The 16,206-nt window shown below is 72.7% G+C and carries 13 protein-coding genes and 3 pseudogenes; 8 read left to right on the plus strand and 8 right to left on the minus strand.

The window, feature by feature from the left end:
* Positions 1-113: 113 nt before the first annotated feature.
* From ACZ5ON_RS00070 to ACZ5ON_RS00095, 6 genes and pseudogenes are all read right to left on the minus strand, one after another.
* A pseudogene (locus ACZ5ON_RS00070) lies at positions 114-449 on the minus strand (carboxylesterase family protein); the annotation flags it as partial.
* Entirely contained in the window at positions 446-2,965 is a 2,520-nt protein-coding gene (locus tag ACZ5ON_RS00075) for an ATP-dependent Clp protease ATP-binding subunit (protein WP_465583907.1), read from the minus strand. The gene ACZ5ON_RS00075 and the pseudogene ACZ5ON_RS00070, both read right to left, overlap by 4 nt.
* 216 nt (positions 2,966-3,181) lie before the next feature.
* A pseudogene (locus tag ACZ5ON_RS00080) lies at positions 3,182-3,997 on the minus strand (2-hydroxyacid dehydrogenase); the annotation flags it as partial.
* Positions 3,998-4,084: 87 nt separating this feature from the next.
* Entirely contained in the window at positions 4,085-5,191 is a 1,107-nt protein-coding gene (locus ACZ5ON_RS00085) for a chitinase (protein WP_465582238.1), read from the minus strand.
* A 230-nt stretch (positions 5,192-5,421) separates the two neighbouring features.
* Positions 5,422-5,709, minus strand: a complete 288-nt coding sequence (locus ACZ5ON_RS00090) for a DUF4190 domain-containing protein (protein ID WP_465582241.1) — start codon at positions 5,707-5,709, stop codon at positions 5,422-5,424.
* A 124-nt stretch (positions 5,710-5,833) separates the two neighbouring features.
* On the minus strand, positions 5,834-6,001 hold the full coding sequence (locus ACZ5ON_RS00095) for a hypothetical protein (protein ID WP_427393848.1): 168 nt from the start codon (positions 5,999-6,001) through the stop codon (positions 5,834-5,836).
* Positions 6,002-6,110: 109 nt separating this feature from the next.
* On the opposite strand from ACZ5ON_RS00095, the gene ACZ5ON_RS00100 reads away from it, so the two are divergent.
* The 5 genes and pseudogenes from ACZ5ON_RS00100 to ACZ5ON_RS00120 all read left to right on the plus strand — a co-directional run.
* The gene (locus ACZ5ON_RS00100; RefSeq protein ID WP_465582246.1) at positions 6,111-6,734 is read left to right on the plus strand and encodes a TetR family transcriptional regulator; all 624 of its coding nucleotides are present in this window, start codon (positions 6,111-6,113) and stop codon (positions 6,732-6,734) included.
* Positions 6,735-6,876: 142 nt separating this feature from the next.
* On the plus strand, positions 6,877-7,746 hold the full coding sequence (locus ACZ5ON_RS00105) for a trypsin-like serine peptidase (RefSeq protein ID WP_465582249.1): 870 nt from the start codon (positions 6,877-6,879) through the stop codon (positions 7,744-7,746).
* 120 nt (positions 7,747-7,866) lie between these two features.
* The gene (locus ACZ5ON_RS00110) at positions 7,867-8,502 is read left to right on the plus strand and encodes a TetR/AcrR family transcriptional regulator (RefSeq protein ID WP_465582251.1); all 636 of its coding nucleotides are present in this window, start codon (positions 7,867-7,869) and stop codon (positions 8,500-8,502) included.
* Between the two features lie 10 nt (positions 8,503-8,512).
* Positions 8,513-10,141, plus strand: coding sequence for an acyl-CoA dehydrogenase family protein (locus ACZ5ON_RS00115; RefSeq protein ID WP_465582254.1), 1,629 nt, complete (start codon positions 8,513-8,515; stop codon positions 10,139-10,141).
* Positions 10,142-10,224: 83 nt separating this feature from the next.
* Positions 10,225-10,578 (plus strand): annotated as a pseudogene (locus ACZ5ON_RS00120) (amidohydrolase family protein); the annotation flags it as partial.
* On the opposite strand, the gene ACZ5ON_RS00125 reads toward ACZ5ON_RS00120, so the two are convergent.
* Complete coding sequence (locus tag ACZ5ON_RS00125) at positions 10,566-11,363, minus strand: inositol monophosphatase family protein (protein WP_465582258.1); 798 nt, start codon at positions 11,361-11,363, stop codon at positions 10,566-10,568. The pseudogene ACZ5ON_RS00120 and the gene ACZ5ON_RS00125 sit on opposite strands and share 13 nt — an antisense overlap.
* A gap of 236 nt (positions 11,364-11,599) precedes the next feature.
* On the opposite strand from ACZ5ON_RS00125, the gene ACZ5ON_RS00130 reads away from it, so the two are divergent.
* Complete coding sequence (locus ACZ5ON_RS00130; protein WP_465582261.1) at positions 11,600-12,595, plus strand: Lrp/AsnC family transcriptional regulator; 996 nt, start codon at positions 11,600-11,602, stop codon at positions 12,593-12,595.
* 174 nt (positions 12,596-12,769) lie between these two features.
* Here the strand turns inward: ACZ5ON_RS00130 and ACZ5ON_RS00135 are convergent, their stop codons facing one another.
* On the minus strand, positions 12,770-13,252 hold the full coding sequence (locus ACZ5ON_RS00135) for a DUF2269 family protein (RefSeq protein ID WP_465582264.1): 483 nt from the start codon (positions 13,250-13,252) through the stop codon (positions 12,770-12,772).
* Between the two features lie 484 nt (positions 13,253-13,736).
* On the opposite strand from ACZ5ON_RS00135, the gene ACZ5ON_RS00140 reads away from it, so the two are divergent.
* Positions 13,737-14,114 carry a CU044_2847 family protein gene (locus ACZ5ON_RS00140; RefSeq protein ID WP_465582267.1) on the plus strand — a complete coding sequence of 126 codons (378 nt, stop codon included), beginning with the start codon at positions 13,737-13,739 and terminating at the stop codon, positions 14,112-14,114.
* Positions 14,115-14,143: 29 nt separating this feature from the next.
* On the plus strand, positions 14,144-16,204 hold the full coding sequence (locus ACZ5ON_RS00145; RefSeq protein WP_465582270.1) for a VMAP-C domain-containing protein: 2,061 nt from the start codon (positions 14,144-14,146) through the stop codon (positions 16,202-16,204).
* Positions 16,205-16,206: the final 2 nt, after the last annotated feature.

The raw sequence follows: 16,206 nt of genomic DNA on the forward strand, positions 1-16,206 counted from the left end.
GCCGGCCCGGGCCAGGTCGTCAGGCCGGCGGCAGGTCGAAGGGCTCCAACGGCTGTCCCGACCAGATGCGCAAGGAGGCCTCCTCATGGCCGACACCATCCGCCGCAGCTGGGTCCGGCGGCGCACTCCATCGGAAGCAGGGTCGCGATGGAACCGGAACCGGCCGACTGCCCGCAGACCGTGACCCGGTCCGGGTCACCGCCGGAGCCGCGGATGTTCTCCCTGACCCACTCCAGCGCGGCGAGCTGGTCGAGCAGCCCCCGGTTGGTGGGAGCGTGGATCCACACCGGCACCGGCAGCCCGGCGTCGCCCAGGTCGGGGGACCAGACGTTGAGTGCCGCGTAGGGGATGCCGCGGAAGACGGCGAGACCGTTCCTCCGCTCGCCGCGGACCGTTCCGGTGGTGGTGCGGACCTGCGGGGACCCGAGGGCGAGGCGTTGCCGGCTCAACTCGACCGGGCGGCATCCTGCGTCGGCTCGTCCTTCCGGGCGGGCCCGGCGAGTGCGACCGTGAGTTCGCCGTCCGCGACATCGGCGCGAAGGGTGTCGCCCTCCTGGGCGGTGCCGTCGAGCAGCAGGTTGGAGATCCGGTTGTCCAGCTCGGACTGGATGGTGCGGCGCAGCGGCCGGGCGCCGAACTCGGGTCGGTAGCCCCTGTCGACCAGCCACTGCTTGGCCTGTGCCGTCACCTCCAGGCCGATCCCCTGGGCCTTGAGCAGGCGTTTGCTGCGGGCCAGCAACAGGTCGACCACCTTGAGCAGTTCGTCCCGGCTCAGCGCGTGGAAGACGATGATCTCGTCGATCCGGTTGAGGAACTCGGGCTTGAACTGGAGCCGCAGGTCGCGCATCAGGTCCTCGTGGATCTCGTCCACGTCGCCCTTGTGCTCCAGGATCCGCTGTGAGCCGATGTTGCTGGTCAGGATGACCACGGTGTTGCGGAAGTCGACCGTGCGGCCCTGGGCGTCGGTCAGCCGGCCGTCGTCCAGCACCTGGAGCAGGATGTTGAAGACGTCGGGGTGTGCCTTCTCCACCTCGTCGAACAGCAGCACGCTGTACGGTCTCCGGCGGACTGCCTCGGTGAGCTGGCCGGCCTCCTCGTAGCCGACGTAGCCGGGCGGGGAGCCGACCAGGCGGGAGACGGTGTGCTTCTCCTGGAACTCGCTCATGTCGAAGCGGATCATCCGGTCCGGGTCGCCGAACAGCAACTCGGCCAGGGCCTTGGCGAGTTCGGTCTTCCCGACGCCGGTCGGGCCGAGGAAGAGGAAGCTGCCGGTGGGACGCTGCGGGTCGCCCATGCCGGCCCGGCTGCGGCGGACGGCCTGGGCGACGGCGGTGACCGCCTGGTCCTGGCCGATGACCCGCTGGTGCAGGTGCTCCTCCAGCTTCAGCAGCCGGTCCCGTTCGGTCTCGTTGAGCTGGGTGACCGGGATGCCGGTGCGCGCGGAGAGCACCTGGGCGATGTCGTCCACGGTCACCTCGACCACGCCCTCGCGCCGCTCGGCGACCGCCGCCAACTCGTCCTCGACCTGCGTCAGTTCCTTCTTCAGGTTGGCTGCCCGGACGTAGTCCTCGTCGGCGACCGCCTCGTCCAGCTCGCGGCGCAGCTTGGTGCGTCGCTCCTGGGCCTCGACGGCCTCGCCGCTGCCGGAGAGGCTGCGCAGCCGTACCCGGGCGCCGGCCTGGTCGAGCAGGTCGATCGCCTTGTCGGGCAGGAACCGGTCGCTGATGTAGCGGTCGGAGAGGGCGGCCGCGGCGTCCAGCGCCTCGTCGGTGAACCGGACCTGGTGGTGTGCCTCGTACGCGTCCCGCAGGCCGTGCAGGATCTGGACGGTCTCCTCGACCGACGGTTCGGGCACCAGGACGGGCTGGAAGCGGCGCTCCAGCGCGGCGTCCTTCTCGATGTGCTTGCGGTACTCGTCCAGCGTGCTCGCCCCGACCAGGCTCAGCTCGCCCCGGGCGAGCGCCGGTTTGAGGATGTTGCCGGCGTCCATCGAGCCCTCGCCGCCCGCGCCGGCACCGACCACGGTGTGCAGTTCGTCCAGGAAGAGGATGATGCTCTGCTCGGTGCCGATCACCTCGTCGATGACGTTCTTCAGCCGTTCCTCGAAGTCGCCCCGGTACTTGGAGCCGGCCACCAGGCCGGTCAGGTCGAGGGCGACGACCCGCCTGTCCTTGAGGCTGCTGGGGACGTCGCCGGAGACGATCCGCTGGGCCAGGCCCTCCACGATGGCGGTCTTGCCGACGCCGGGTTCGCCGATCAGCACGGGGTTGTTCTTGGTGCGGCGGGAGAGGATCTCGATGGTCTGCTCGATCTCCCGGGCACGTCCGACCACTGGGTCCAGCCGGCCCGCGCGGGCCTCCTCGGTGAGGTCGCGGCCGTACTCGTCCAGGGCCGGGGTGTCGCTCCCGCCGGAGCCGGGCGCCCGTTCGCCGCCCGGGCCGCGGCTCTCCATCGCGGTACGCAGCGCCGCCTCGGACGGCGCGGCGTTGCGCAGCGCCTGGCCGGCGCCCGAGCGGTCCTCCCCGAACAGGGCGCCGAGGATGTGCTCGGGGCCGATGTAGGAAGCGCCGGTGCGCTGTGAGCGGGCGTGGGCGGCGAGCAGGGCGCGCTTGGCGGCGGGGGTGAGGGAGGGCTCCCCGCCGGGCTCGCCGCCCGTACCGGGGCCGGTGGGGAGCGCGTCCCGGAGGTCCTCGGCGAGCTGGCCGGGGTCGATCCCGGCGCGTTCCAGCAGGTGACGGGACTGCTCCACCTGGGTGGCGGCCCAGAGCAGGTGGGCGGTGTCGAGATCGCTGCTGCCGTCGGCGGTGGCCCGGTCGGAGGCGACCCCCAGCAGGGTCCTGGCGGAGTCGCTCAGCATCCGGCCGATCGGCACGCGCTGCACGGCGGGCGGCGAGGAGAGCGGGCTCATGCCGAAGAACCGGCTCAGCAGGTCGGAGAACGGGTCGTCGGAGCCGAACGGAGGCATTGTCACGGAGGATCACCTCTCCCGGGAGGGAGTTCGCGGGACGGCCGGGGCCGATGCTGTCCACACAAACACACCGGTCGGGCCCGCGCCCGCCGAGCGTTCCGCCGTGTGGGCATCCAACCGTGCGGCTCCCGATTCCTGCCGAGCGTTCCGCCGTTCGGGCGTCCGGTCGTGCGGCTCCGCGCGCCGCCGTACGCCTCACGCCGCACCGGGGCGTCAGCCGGTGACGGCGTCCCGGGGCGGGCGGCCGGCCAGGTACTCGGTCACGTTCCGGACGGCGGCCAGCGCGATCCGGACCACGGTCTCCCTGGTGACGCCGCCCACGTGCGGGGACAGTACGACTCCGGGGGCCCGCAGCAGCCGCAGGCCGGTGGTGGGCGGTTCGGGTTCGAAGACGTCCAGGCCCGCCCCGGCGAGTGCGCCGGCCGTGAGGGCGTCGGCCAGCGCCTCCTGGTCCATCAGCGCGCCGCGCGCGGTGTCGACCACGAAGGCGGTGGGCTTGAGAAGGGCTAGCCGCTCGGCGTCGAGCAGATGGCGGGTCTCCTCGGTGAGCGGCGCGTGCAGGGAGACGTGGTCGCTGGTCCGCAGCAGTTCGTCCAGCTCCATTCGCCGCGCACCGAGCTGGAGTTCGACCTCGGCGGGGGCGGGCCTGGGCCCGGCGTACAGGATGGTCATGTCGAACGCGGCCGCGCGCCGGGCGACTTCGCGGCCGATCGCGCCGAGGCCGATGATGCCGAGGGTCTTGCCGGAGAGTTCGGTGATGGACGGCTGGAGCCGGGGCAGTGCCCGGTCGGCCCGGGTGAGCGCGGTGTGGGCGGGGATCAACTGCTTGGCCAGGGCCAGCATCAGGGCGAAGGTCTGCTCGGCGACGTTCTTGCGTTCGGCGTCACTGGAGCCGATGGTGCAGACCGTGATCTTCCGCTCCCGTGCCCCGGCAAGATCGATGTAGTCGTAGCCGTGGCTGGCGCACTGGACCACCTCCAGCTCGGGCGCGGCGGCGAGATGCTCGGCGGTGACGGGGGACAGCGCGGTCTGACCGGAGCCGGTCCGATCCGGCCGCTTCGGCGCCGGCCGACCCGGTCGGGGCGGAGGCTTTCCGGCGGGGCGACCGGGCGCGGCTCAGGAGACTCCGCTCTGCCAACTGCTCTGCCAATCGCATGTCCTGACGAACCAGCTGAAGCAGCGTGGTGACCGTGCGTCCGGCGCCGCGCGCCGGAGCGGGCCCCTGCGGCCGAGGATGCGGGAGAAGTCGTGCGGGCCCTGCGGGGTGCCGCTGCAGTCGGCGATGCGCACGCCGTCGGCGGGGCAGGCGTTGTCGCGGCCCATCGACCAGTAGGCGATCAGCTGGATGCCCTTGTCGTCGGCGAAGTCCGCCAGGGTGGTGGCGTCCGCCAGTGAGAAGACCTCGTTGGTGTGGTCGTTGACGCCGATCATCGGGGTGTTGCCCTGCATGCGCCAGAGTTCCTCGGGGGTCTTGTGCGGCCAGATGGCGGCCATCTGGCGGTGGAGCCCTTCGGCGGCCGTGATGGCGATCCTTCCCATGTCGAGGTCGGGGCCGTAGTTCATGGTCATGATGTTGACCACGCTGACCTGCACACCCCGGTCCCTGGCGTTCTCCAGCAGCGCGATCGCGTTGGGTGAGAGGCCATTGGGGTTGACCGGGAGGGTGTAGTGCACGGCCAGCCGCCGCCCGGCGGCCGCGAACTCCCGCTGGAGCTCGGCCAGCGCCTGGTTGCGGCGCTCGTTGGCCGCGGTGTCGTCCAGGGAGGCGCCCTCGATGTCGAAGTCGATCCTGGTCAGGTTGAGGGCGTCGACCACTCTGCGGTACTCCACCTTCAGCGCGGCCACCGAGTCGCAGGCCCGGGCGAGTTCGGTGCCGGAACCACCGCCGAAGGAGGTGATCACGTCGCCACCGGCCGCCCGCAGGCCGTTCACGGCCGACTGCCAGCCCCGGTGCTCGACCGGGATGGTGCCGTCGAAGGCGCCGTTGCAGCCGCCGCCACTGATCACGAAGGCCAGGGTGAAGTACTTGAGCCCGGTGGTGCGGTGGAGCTCGGTCAGCTTCTCGGGGGAGCGCCAGGTCTCCAGGTACGGGGCGGTGTAGTGGGACGGGAAGCCGGGGCCGGGAGCGGCGTCGGCGTGGCCGGGTGCGGCACCGGCGAGCAGGGTTCCGACCGCCAGGGCGATCGGCGCAAGGGTCGAAGTCAGGCGGAGGGGGCTGAGCATCGGCGTCCTCGTGGTCGGACCGGACGGGGCGTCGGTCCCCCGGAGGCCGACCGCTCTGGGGTCGCGCGTTCCGCGGCGGCCCGAGCCTGCTGTCCCGTCGAATGGCTGATCAGGTGCTCATGAATATGAGATCCGTACCGGAACAGATTATTGACGCCTTGTCCTACCTGATACTCGAACGGTAGCCACGGGTGAACGCTTCGCCCATTCGGTCCACGAGGGGCCGGACGTCAGGATCCGAGTTGCCAGATGGTGCCGTGACCGGCCAGTACGGTAGCCGCGAGCACGGCCAGATCGGCGATGCCGAGGACCAGTCCGAGCAGGGCGCGGCCCCGGCGGCGGGTCTGTCGGGCCAGGGCGAGGACGGCGAGGGTGGCGGCGAGCGGGCCGAGCACCAGGTTGAAGATCAGCAGTCCGGGCAGGCCGAGGATGAAGGAGGCGACGGCCATCTGGTCGGCGTTCTCGGTGCGCTCGGAGTTCGCGGTGGCGGCCGGGGGGCGGGCGGTGAGCTGCTTCAAGGCGGTTCTCCTGCGGGAGAGGCGGTTTCCGGTGTGCGCGGGTGGGCCGCGTCCGTTGCGCCTGCCCGGGCTCGGGTGAGCGGCGGTTCCGGTGTGCGGGCGCGTCGCCCGATCGGCTACTCGTTCAGCTCCGGTGCGCGCGGGTGAGTCGGGTGCGGGCGAGGTGTTCCCGGGCGGCGAAGACGAGCAGCCATGCGGTGATCGCGGTGGAGGCGCTCAGGAAGACCGGCAGCGAGGTGTGGATGGCGGCGCCGGCCAGGAGGCCCATGGCGACGATGACGGCGAGGAGCATGGCCAGCCCTTCACGGATGGTCGGCGGATCCGGAGTCAGCTAACAACTGTTCGCTGACTTCTCCACTCTACGCTGGCGCGAGTCAGCAAACAGTTGTTTACTGAATGATGTGAGTCACACCGTGGGGGTCAGACAGGCCCAGAAGCAGCAGAGCCGCCGCGCGCTCCTCGATGCCGGGCTGCGCCTGCTGGAGCATCAGAACCTCAGCGGTCTCGGCGTACGCGAGGTCACCCGGGAGGCGGGCATGTCGCCGGCCGGTTTCTACCGGCACTTCCGGGATCTGGCCGAGCTGGGCGTGGTCCTGGTGGAGGAGTCGCTGGCCAGTCTGCACGGCCTGGTGCGGGGCGCGCTCGCCGAGCAGGCCGAGGCCGGTGAGCTGATCGACCGTACGGTCGAACTGATCGCCGGGCACGTCCGGGAGCGCCGGGCGTACGTCCGATTCCTGGCGCGCGAGCGGCACGGCGGGGTGCAGCCGGTGCGGGCCGCGATCGCCGCCGAGCTGGCGCGGTTCGCCGACGAGGTGGCCGAGGCGCTCGGCGCGCAGCCGGAGTCCGAGGGGTGGAGCGCGGCGGACGTGCGGATGCTCGCGGAGCTGTACGTCGACCACATGGTGGCGACCGCCGTCGCCTTCCTCGATGCCGCGGGGCCGGCGGACCGGGAGCGGATCGCCGCGACGGCGCGGACCCGGTTGCGGCTGATCAGCGTGGGGCGCAGGCATTGGCGCGAGGGCTGACAGGGGTTCGGGCGCCCGGTCATGGGCGTCCGCGGTCGGTCGCGGACTGACTTTCCAACAATGCTCCGGTCATCGCATCGTATTGACAACTCAACATGCCCACGCCAGCTTGGGAGGACCCCCACACCCGAGAGGCATGAGCATGAAGAAGCCGCTCATCGGAGCGTTCTCCGCACTTCTGCTGGCCGGGGCGACCACCCTGGCCGGCGCCTTACCCGCCTCGGCCGCGAGCTCCGCGCCGGTCGCGCCCGGCGCGGCCTCGGCCAAGGCGCCAGCCGTCAAGGTGGACTTCGCCGGAACCGTGGCGCTCAGCGACTGCTCCGGCTCGCTGGTGCGGATGCCGAACTCCGCGGCCAGCGACCCGGCGCTGGTGCTGACCAACGGGCACTGCCTGGAGACCGGGATGCCGGCCGCCGGCGAGGTGATCACCGACCAGCCGTCCAGCCGCAGCTTCACGCTGCTGAGCTCCACCGGTGGGCGGCTGGGCACGCTGCGGGCCACCAAGGTCGTCTACAGCACCATGACCGACACCGACGTGACCTTCTATCAGCTGAACACCAGCTACGCGTCGATCAAATCCCGGTACGGCATCAGTCCGTTGACGATGTCGACGACCCACCCGGCGGCGGGTGAAGCGATCAAGGTGGTCTCCGGCTACTGGAAGAAGACCTACTCCTGCAACGTCGACGGCTTCGTCTACCGCCTCAAGGAGGGTGACTGGACCTGGAAGGACTCCGTCCGGTACACCCCCAGCTGCAACACCATCGGCGGCACCTCGGGCTCGCCGGTGGTGGACACCAGTACCGGGCAGCTGGTCGCGGTCAACAACACCGGCAACGAGGACGGTGAGTCCTGCACCGTCGACAACCCGTGCGAGGTCGACGAGAACGGCAGTGTGGTGGTCCGCCAGGGCATCAACTACGCCGAGGAGACCTACTTCATCCCGTCCTGCTTCGCCGCCGGGAACCGGCTGGACCTCACGCTGCCGGGGTGCGCCCTGCCCAAGCCCTAGCCCCCCCGCACTCGCCCCCCGCACTCGCCGTCCGCCGAACGGGCCGCCCTCGGGCGGCCCGTTCCGCCTTCCGGGCGGAGGCCCTGGCTGAAGTTCTGAATCAGTGCTTCAATTCTTGGTGTGGCATACCGACGCACACCCGCCGTCCAGGCCCGGCTGGACGCCCAGCGCGAGGCGGTGCTCCAGGCCGCCGTCGAGCTGCTCGCCGAACACGGCTACGGCGGCTGCTCGGTGGCGGCGGTGGCGCGCCGGGCCAAGATCGCCACCGGCAGCGTGTACCAGCACTTCGGGGGCAAGGCCGAGCTGTCCGTCGTGCTGTTCCGCACCGTGGTCGAGCGCGAGGTGGCGGCCGTCGGCGAGGCCGTCGCTGACGCGGTCGACCGGGGCGAGGGGCCGCACGGGCGGGTGGCGGCCGTGGTCCGCACCTTCGCCGCGCGGGCGCTCAAGGCTCCTCGGCTCGCCTACGCCCTGCTCGTCGAACCCGCCGACCCGGTGGTCGACGCCGAACGCCTCGTCTTCCGGCGGGCGTTCCGCGATCTGTTCGCCGAACAGATCAGGGCCGCCATCGCCGCCGGTCAACTGCCGTACCAGGACGCCGAACTGACCGCCGCCGCACTGGTCGGCGCGGTCGGAGAGGCACTGGTCGGGCCGCTCGCCGCCGGATCGGACCCGGACGACGTGATCCCCGCCCTGGTCTCCTTCGCCCAGCGTGCCCTGGGCACGGGGCAGGGAGACGAAGCCACTCGGAGTTCCTGAGGAGGACGTGATGCCGTCCACGCACGAGGTCACCAACCAGGTGCCGGACCAGTACGGCCACGACGTTGCCGCCGACCCCACCCTGCTCGCCGCGCTCCACCGGGCCGGTGCCGACTGGGCCGAGCCCGAACTGCACCGCCTCGGCGAACTGGCCGGGACGGAACGGGCCGCCGAGTGGGGGCGGCTGGCCAACGAGTACGAACCGGTGCTGCGCACCCATGACCGCTACGGCCACCGGATCGACGAGGTCGAGTTCCACCCCGCCTGGCACGAGCTGATGCGGGTCGCGGTCTCGCACGGCCTGCACGCCGCGCCCTGGCGCGACGACCGGCCGGGCGCGCACACCGCGCGGGCCGCGAAGTTCTACGTCTGGGGCCAGGTCGAGGCCGGCCACACCTGCCCGATCTCGATGACCTACGCCGCCGTCCCCGCGCTGCGGCAGACGCCCGAACTCGCCGGTCGACTGGAGGCGTTGCTGGCGGCGCCCGAGTACGACTTCGGGCTGCGGGAGCCGAGCGGCAAGCGCGGACTGATCGCCGGCATGTCGATGACCGAGAAGCAGGGCGGCTCCGACGTCCGTGCCAACACCACCAGCGCCGTGCCGCAGGCGGACGGCAGCTACCGGCTGACCGGGCACAAGTGGTTCACCTCGGCGCCGATGTCCGACCTCTTCCTCACCCTCGCCCAGGCGCCCGGCGGGCTGAGCTGCTTCATGCTGCCGCGCGTCCTGCCCGACGGCAGCCGGAACCGGATCCTGCTGCAGCGGCTCAAGGACAAGCTGGGCAACCGCTCCAACGCCTCCGCCGAGATCGAGTACGACGGCGCGGTCGGCTGGCTGGTCGGCGAGGAGGGGCGCGGGGTCCCCACCATCATCGAGATGGTCAACATGACCAGGCTCGACTGCACCCTCGGCGCCGCCTCCTCGATGCGGCTGGGCGCCGTGCGGGCGCTCCACCACGCCACCCACCGGCGGGCGTTCGGCAAGGAGCTGGTCGACCAGCCACTGATGCGCAACGTGCTGGCCGACCTGGTGGTGGAGTCCGAGGCGGCGACCATCGCCGCCCTGCGGCTGGCGAACGCCACCGACCTGAGTCTCGCGGGTGACGAACAGGAGTCACTGGTGCGGCGGTTGGGTCTGGCCGTGACCAAGTACTGGGTCTGCAAGCGAGGTCCGGGGCACGCGGCGGAGGCGCTGGAGTGCTTCGGCGGCAACGGGTACGTCGAGGAGTCGGGCATGCCCCGGCTCTACCGGGAGGCCCCGCTGGTCTCCATCTGGGAGGGCTCGGGCAACGTCGCCGCGCTCGACGTGCTGCGCGCGATGGCCCGCAGGCCGGCCACCGTGGAGGCCTTCCTGGACGAGGTCGAGGCGGCGGTGGGAGCGGACCGGCGGCTCGACGCGGCCGTCGGTGAACTGCGCAAGCAGCTGGGCGACCTGAGCGAGGTCGAGTACCGGACCAGGCGCGTGGTCGAACTCATGGCGCTGGTCTTCCAGGGTTCGCTGCTGGTCCGCCACGGCGATCCGGCCGTGGCCGAGGCGTTCTGCGCCTCGCGGCTCGGCGGGGACCACGGCGGTGCGTACGGCACCCTGCCGACGGGGCTGGACACCGAGGCGATCCTCGCCCGCGCGCGGCACGCGTGAGCCCCGCGCCATGACCGAGGTGGCGGAGGTCCGGCGGTTCCGGCGGGAGCTGGGACTGCCGGGCCTGATCGACGTGCACACCCCTCGACCTGGCCGAACGCCACGACGGGGTGCACCTGGACACCACGATGGCGTTCACCGGGTTCAGCGAGGAGGTGGCGCCCTTCCCCAGGCACGAGCTGCCGCGGCTGGCCGCCCTCGGGGACCGCATCCTGCTGGGTACGGACTTCCCGAACATCCCGTACCCCTGCCCGGAGGCCCTGCGGGCGCTGGCGGGGCTGGAGTTGGGGGACGAATGGCTGCGGGCGGTCTGCTACCGGAACGCGGCGGCGCTCTTCGCGGTGACGGACCCGGGCGAGGACGGACCGGTGAGAAGTGGCGGGGTGTCCCGCACACCTGGAACGTCGCCCGGCCAGGTGGCGGATCAGGAGATCTGACCGAGCACGGCGACGGCGTCGGAGTGCAGCGAGGGGGCGGCGGCGAGGAAGCCGTCGGCGGCGGGCGTCCAGGGCGTGCCGTCGGTGGTGGTGACCCGGGCGCCCGCCTCGCGGGAGATCAGTGCACCGGGCAGCAGGTTGACCGGGTCCGCGCCGTACTGCCAGAAGAGGCTGAGATGGCCGGAGGCGACCTGGGAGATCTGGAGGCTGGTCGGACCGAGGTTGCGGACCGCCAGCACCCGGGGCAGCAGGGCCGACAGCGACTCGCCCGCCCGGCGCAGCGCGACCGGGTCCTCGGCGACGGTCGGAGGCTGGCTGGTGGTGGCGACCGCCGCCGACAGCTCGCGCACCTGCGGGCGGACCGGCCGCCCGTTCAGCCGGGCGCCGCCACCGAGGGTCGCGGTGTAGGTGAAGCCCTGGGCTGGCGAGTGCACCACGGCGAGCACCGGCTCGCCGCCTTGGATGAGCGTCGCGGTGACCGCCCACTGGGACAGTCCGCACAGGTACTGGATCGCACCGTCGGTGGCGTCGCAGCTCCACCACTCACCGTCGACCGGGATGGAGGTGGCCAGCTCATCGGCCAGCCAACCGGCCTGCGGCCTCAGGGCGGTGAGCCGCTCCCGCAGCAAGTCCGAGGCCGGGGCGTCCAGTTCGGCGAAGACGGCCATCGCCCCGGCGAGATCCCCGGCGGTCGCGGGCTCCGGGCGGTGCCGCTCGACAAGGTGGGCGCCCACGGCCCCGACGGCCTCGGTGGCGGCGGGCAGCAGGGCGGTGATCTCGTCCATCACGGGTTCTCTTCGGGTTCGGCGCTCGGGTTCGGCTCTCGTGCTCGGCTCTCGTGCTCGGTTTCCGGGCTCGGTTCTCGGGTTCGGTTCGCGGCCGAGCCATCGTGCTCGGCTCTCGTGCTCGGCTCTCGTGCTCGGCTCTCGTGCTCGGCCGAGACAAGAAGTACCGTGAGGTCAGCGGCTGCGGACGCTTCCTGCTGCTTTGACGGCGGAAATCAGACATGGGGGAGGTCGAAGTGGCGGATCAGGTCCTGGACGAGTTGGACCGGTCACTGGTCTGCGCGCTCCAGGTGGACGGCCGGGCCGAGCCGGGCCGGATCGCCGAGGTGCTCGGGGTCTCGGCGCGTACGGTGACCCGCAGGCTGGCCCGCCTCCAGCGGACCGGGGTGCTGCGGGTGGTGCGGCTGCCCGCGGTGGAGGAGGCTGCGCTCGGCGCGGTGCTGCTGCGGATCCGGGTGCTTCGCGGCAAGGTCGAGGCGATCGCGCACGCGCTCGCGACCCGTCCGGACGTGCCGTTCGTCGACATCATGCTGGGCGGACACGAGGTCAGCGCGGTGATGCTGGCCGACCCGGGCGCGCGGGACCACCTGGTGCACACCCAACTCCCGGCAACCGGCGCGGTGGTGGAGGCGAGCGCACACGCCGTCCTGCACGTCTTCGCGGACGCCGGCCGCTGGCGGGTCGGATGTCTGACGGAAGATCAGATCGCTGCACTTGAACCGGAGCCGCCGACCACCCCGCCGCCGGCGCTGGACGAGCTGGACCGGCTGCTGCTCGCGGAACTCGGCGAGGACGCACGGCGGTCGCACGCCGCACTGGCCTCCGCAGTGGGCGCGCCGGAGTCGACCGTCCGCCGCCGGCTCGCCCGGCTGGCCGCCGGCGGCCAGCTGCGGACGCACGCCACCGTGGACGCCCGGCTGCTCGGGATGGCGGTCGACGCCAACCTCTGGCTGGACGTCCCGCCGGGCCGCCTCGCCGAGGTCGGCGAACGGCTGGCCGGACACCCGCAGGTGCACGGAGTGCTCGCCACCAGCGGGTCGGCCAACCTGATGGCCACCGTGTTCTGCCCGGACCACACCGGGCTCTACCGCTTCACCACCGAGACGCTCGGCCCACTCGGGATCTCCCGGGCCGAGACCGCGATCGTCGCCCGGGCGGTGAAACGGGCCGGCGTACCACTGCGCGGCGAAACCGCGCCCGGCGGGTGGAGGCCCGGCAGGGCGAGTCGCTGACCGGCGACGACCGCCTCCGGCGGCGGCCCTGGGCCGGGCCGCGTGAACGAGTTCACCGCGTGAGGTGAGCCGGGCCGGGGGAACGGCGAAGCCCCCGGTGCGGGCGGGGGGCTTCGATGCGGCAGGTGCTCCGGGCGGACTCTTGCCGCGCGGGGACAGCCGTGGTGTTGGAGGTCAGGCGCCGGTGGTCGAGCCGGGGCGGACCACCATCATGACCGTCACCACGGCCCACAGAAGGTTGAACACCCCGGCGGTCATCGGCAGCAGGCGCAGACCGCCGGTCGCCCGGGTGTGCTCCTCGCTCTCGGGTGCGGCGTCGAGCGCGTCGACGGTGTTCTGCTGGGCGGGCACCACGAAGAGCAGCAGCGAGGCGGCCGCCAGCGCGGTGAGCACGATGGAGACGATCATCCAGGTCTGGCCGAGGATGCCCATCACCTGCGCGGTGCCCATGCCCAGCACCGGCACGGCTATCCCGGCCATCGCGTAGACCTGGGTGATGCGGTGCAGCAGCCTCACCGAGGCGGCGGCCGAGGCCTGGTCGGGGCCGGCGGCCAGGGCGGCTTTGGCGCGGGCCGGGAACATGCTCACGGCGACGGCGACCGGCCCGATGAACAGGACTGCGGCCAGGACGTGCAGGCTCAGCAGGAGCTTGGCCATGGGAGGAGACACCCTTCGCGGACGGTGGCCGGGCCCGGCGGACGGACGGCGGGTGACCGGCGGGGTCCGGTCGACGGAGCCCTCGGCACGCTAACACCAGGTGGTCGGCCGCCCGGTGGCCGGGGTGTCCGAGCACAGCGCGTGAGCAGCCGCTTCCGTCCTGGAAGGCGCCCTGGGGGTCGGTCAGTGCTGACGTGGCGGCTCCGTGCCGGGGTGCGGCCCGCTGAACAGGGAACCCATCTCGGCGACGGCGGCCCGCGGGAGGAGTTGTTCGGCCGTGGCCGGGGGAGGATGTCGAGGGACGCCTGCCGGCGGGCGGCCCCCGGCGTGGGAACAGTGGAGCATCCTCCGTCACCCGATAACCCGATGAATCGGTCACCCGCTCGGGGGGATCCGGCGGGAATCGGTGCGCGGCGAACCGGGCTGTGCGACGATCGCGTCAGGCTTCGTCGGACGGCCTGAAGTGCGAGCTGAGGGGGAAGTCGTGCCTGAGTATGCGGAGTTCGTGACCGTGGGCGGCGCCGTGGTACGCGTCGAGGGCGCCGAGACGGAGGGTCCGGGGGACGACGAGCCGTACGGCATGCAGCCGGTCGGTCGTGGTTCGTCGGCCGTCGCCGCCGGGGTGGAGCGCGCGTCCGCGACCTTCGAGCAGGCGCTCGCGGGTGTCCGGGTGGCTGCCGAATCGGCGCTCGCGGCGTTCCGTGACGGCAGTCTGAAGCCGGACGCGGTGGAGATCGCGTTCGGGGTCAAACTCTCGGCCGAGGCCGGGGCGTTGATCGCCAAGACCGCCACCGACGCCCATCTGACGGTCAAACTCGTCTGGGCGCCGGAGAGAATCCCGGCCGGGCGCGACGAACCCTGATGGTGGGACCGCGGACCCGGGACGACACCATGTTCGACGAGACGGCCAACTGCCTGCCGGACCAGGAGGTGACGAACCTCCCGGCCCCGGCGGGCTACGGCGATGGCTACGGCGATCCCACACGCGGCGAGCCCCCGTACCGCGACCCCGCCCCCGACGTTCCCGAAGCCCCCGCCTACGGCGTGCCGCTCCAGCGTGACCGCGGTGGTCGGCTCGACCCCGGTGCCGACTCGGCCCGGCGGGACGTCAGTTGGCTCACCCGGATCACCACCGAGGGCCCGTTCGCCACCACCGGCGCGGGGCTGCTGATCTCCGACCGCCGGGTGCTCACCTGCGCCCACGTGGTGCAGGGCTGCGTCCGGGCACGGGTCCATCTCGCCGCGCGCCCCGACCACCCGCCGATCGGCGCCACGGTCGCCGTGCGCGGCCCGTGGGTGGAACGGGCCGGCGGCACCGGCGACGTGGCGGTGCTGGAGCTGGACGCCGCGCTGCCGCCGTACACGGCCACCCCCGCCAGGTTCGCGCCGCTGCACGGTTGGAGCGGGCCGCACGCGCCGCAGTTGGCCGCGTACGGGTTCCCCGAGGGGCACGACGGCGGGCTGAGCAGCGAGGTCCGGCTGACCAGGGGCGCGCTGCGGATCGGCGGCGAGCTGGTCCAACTGGAGCACGAGGGCACGGGGATGCCGCTGGCGCCCGGCTTCAGCGGCGGCCCGGTGGTGCTCGCCGGGGCCGGGGAGGTGGTCGGCATCGTGACGGCGGCGCAGGACACCCTCTGGCGGGGCGTGGACGACCGGGCACGGCGGCACGGCGGTGTCCCGGCGGTCCGGCTCGGCCAGATGCTGCCCGGCGAGGCGATCGCCCGGTACGCGCCCGAGGTGGCCGACCGGCTCCCGGGGGCGGCCGTACCAGCGGACGCGGTGAGGGCGTTGCGGCTGCTGCTGGCGGACGCCGAGGTGGCGGCCGATCCGCTGGAGCTGTACCGCGCGGCGGCCGGCCGGCTGGGCTGCCCGGACCCGCCGACCCGGCCGCACAACCTCTGGGAGGCGGCCTGGTACCTGCTCTCCGAGGTTCCGCAGCCGGTCGGCCGGCCGCATCCGGTGCTGGACTTCGTCGGCCGGCTGGCCGAGTCGGCCGAGGACGATCGGCTGCGCGCCGGGCTCTCCCGCTGGCTCGCCGCCGGCACGCCGTACGCCGGTGCGCTCCGAGGCACCGTCCCCGCACCAGGGGAGCCGGTGCCCGCCGCCCCGCGCCGGGAGCGCTGGCGCCCGATCCTGGTGGACATCCAGCCGAGCGGCGCCGGGACCAGGATGTTCCACGTGTCGATCTCCGCCATCCGCGACGGCGTGCTCGGCGAGCCGCACTCGCGGACCATGCTGAGCTCGATGCTGCCGGGTTTCGTCCGGGAGCGGATCGAGGAGGAGATCGGCCGACTGGAGCCGGACGGCGCCGAATTGATCATCTTTGCGCTGCCCCGGAAGTGGATCACCCAGCCCGTGCACAGCTGGGCCAGGCGCAAGGACTTCGGTCCGCTCGGCGCAGACCACGCCGTCGTGGTGGTGGACCAGCTGCGTCGGGCCAACGCCGCCGACCGGCGCCATCTGGAGATGAAGTGGGCCAGGATGCGGGAGGACCACAGCGCCGCCCTGTACCCGATCCCGTGCCTCGCCGTCCCGGACAGCAAACGGCTCTACCAGCGACTGCGCCCGGTGGCCCGCGGGGACCTGCCCGTGCTGCCCGGCCCGCCCAAGGGCACCCCGTACGAACCGTTGCTCGCGGCGGCGCTCAAGGCCGGTGCGCCCGCCGTCATGTGGACCCAACACACCTGTACCACCGACCACACCTACGTCGAGACCTGCCGGAACAGGCGGTTCCTCGACAGACTTGCAGCCGAGCTGGCCGATCTCCAGCCGGACGACCTGCCGCGCCGGGTGAGGGAGTTGCGCCACCAGGCGGAGGAGGGCGAGGACCCGGGCGCGCACTGGTCGGCCGGGCTCGTGCTGCTCTGGGAGGACCCGCAGGTCGTGCCGAGCCCCCACCGGCCCTACGGGGTCGCCCCGACCGCCCAACCACCCCGCCACCCGAGCGACTAGCA

It is taken from the genome of Kitasatospora sp. NPDC032150 (assembly GCF_055579945.1).

What these genes read in the sequence shown, in the direction of transcription:
- ACZ5ON_RS00075 (WP_465583907.1), bottom strand. Translation starts at nt 2,965, where the DNA reads ATGCCTCCGTTCGGCTCCGACGACCCGTTCTCCGACCTGCTGAGCCGG.
- ACZ5ON_RS00085 (WP_465582238.1), bottom strand. Translation starts at nt 5,191, where the DNA reads ATGCTCAGCCCCCTCCGCCTGACTTCGACCCTTGCGCCGATCGCCCTG.
- ACZ5ON_RS00095 (WP_427393848.1), bottom strand. Translation starts at nt 6,001, where the DNA reads ATGCTCCTCGCCGTCATCGTCGCCATGGGCCTCCTGGCCGGCGCCGCC.
- ACZ5ON_RS00105 (WP_465582249.1), top strand. Translation starts at nt 6,877, where the DNA reads ATGAAGAAGCCGCTCATCGGAGCGTTCTCCGCACTTCTGCTGGCCGGG.
- ACZ5ON_RS00115 (WP_465582254.1), top strand. Translation starts at nt 8,513, where the DNA reads ATGCCGTCCACGCACGAGGTCACCAACCAGGTGCCGGACCAGTACGGC.
- ACZ5ON_RS00125 (WP_465582258.1), bottom strand. Translation starts at nt 11,363, where the DNA reads ATGGACGAGATCACCGCCCTGCTGCCCGCCGCCACCGAGGCCGTCGGG.
- ACZ5ON_RS00135 (WP_465582264.1), bottom strand. Translation starts at nt 13,252, where the DNA reads ATGGCCAAGCTCCTGCTGAGCCTGCACGTCCTGGCCGCAGTCCTGTTC.
- ACZ5ON_RS00145 (WP_465582270.1), top strand. Translation starts at nt 14,144, where the DNA reads ATGTTCGACGAGACGGCCAACTGCCTGCCGGACCAGGAGGTGACGAAC.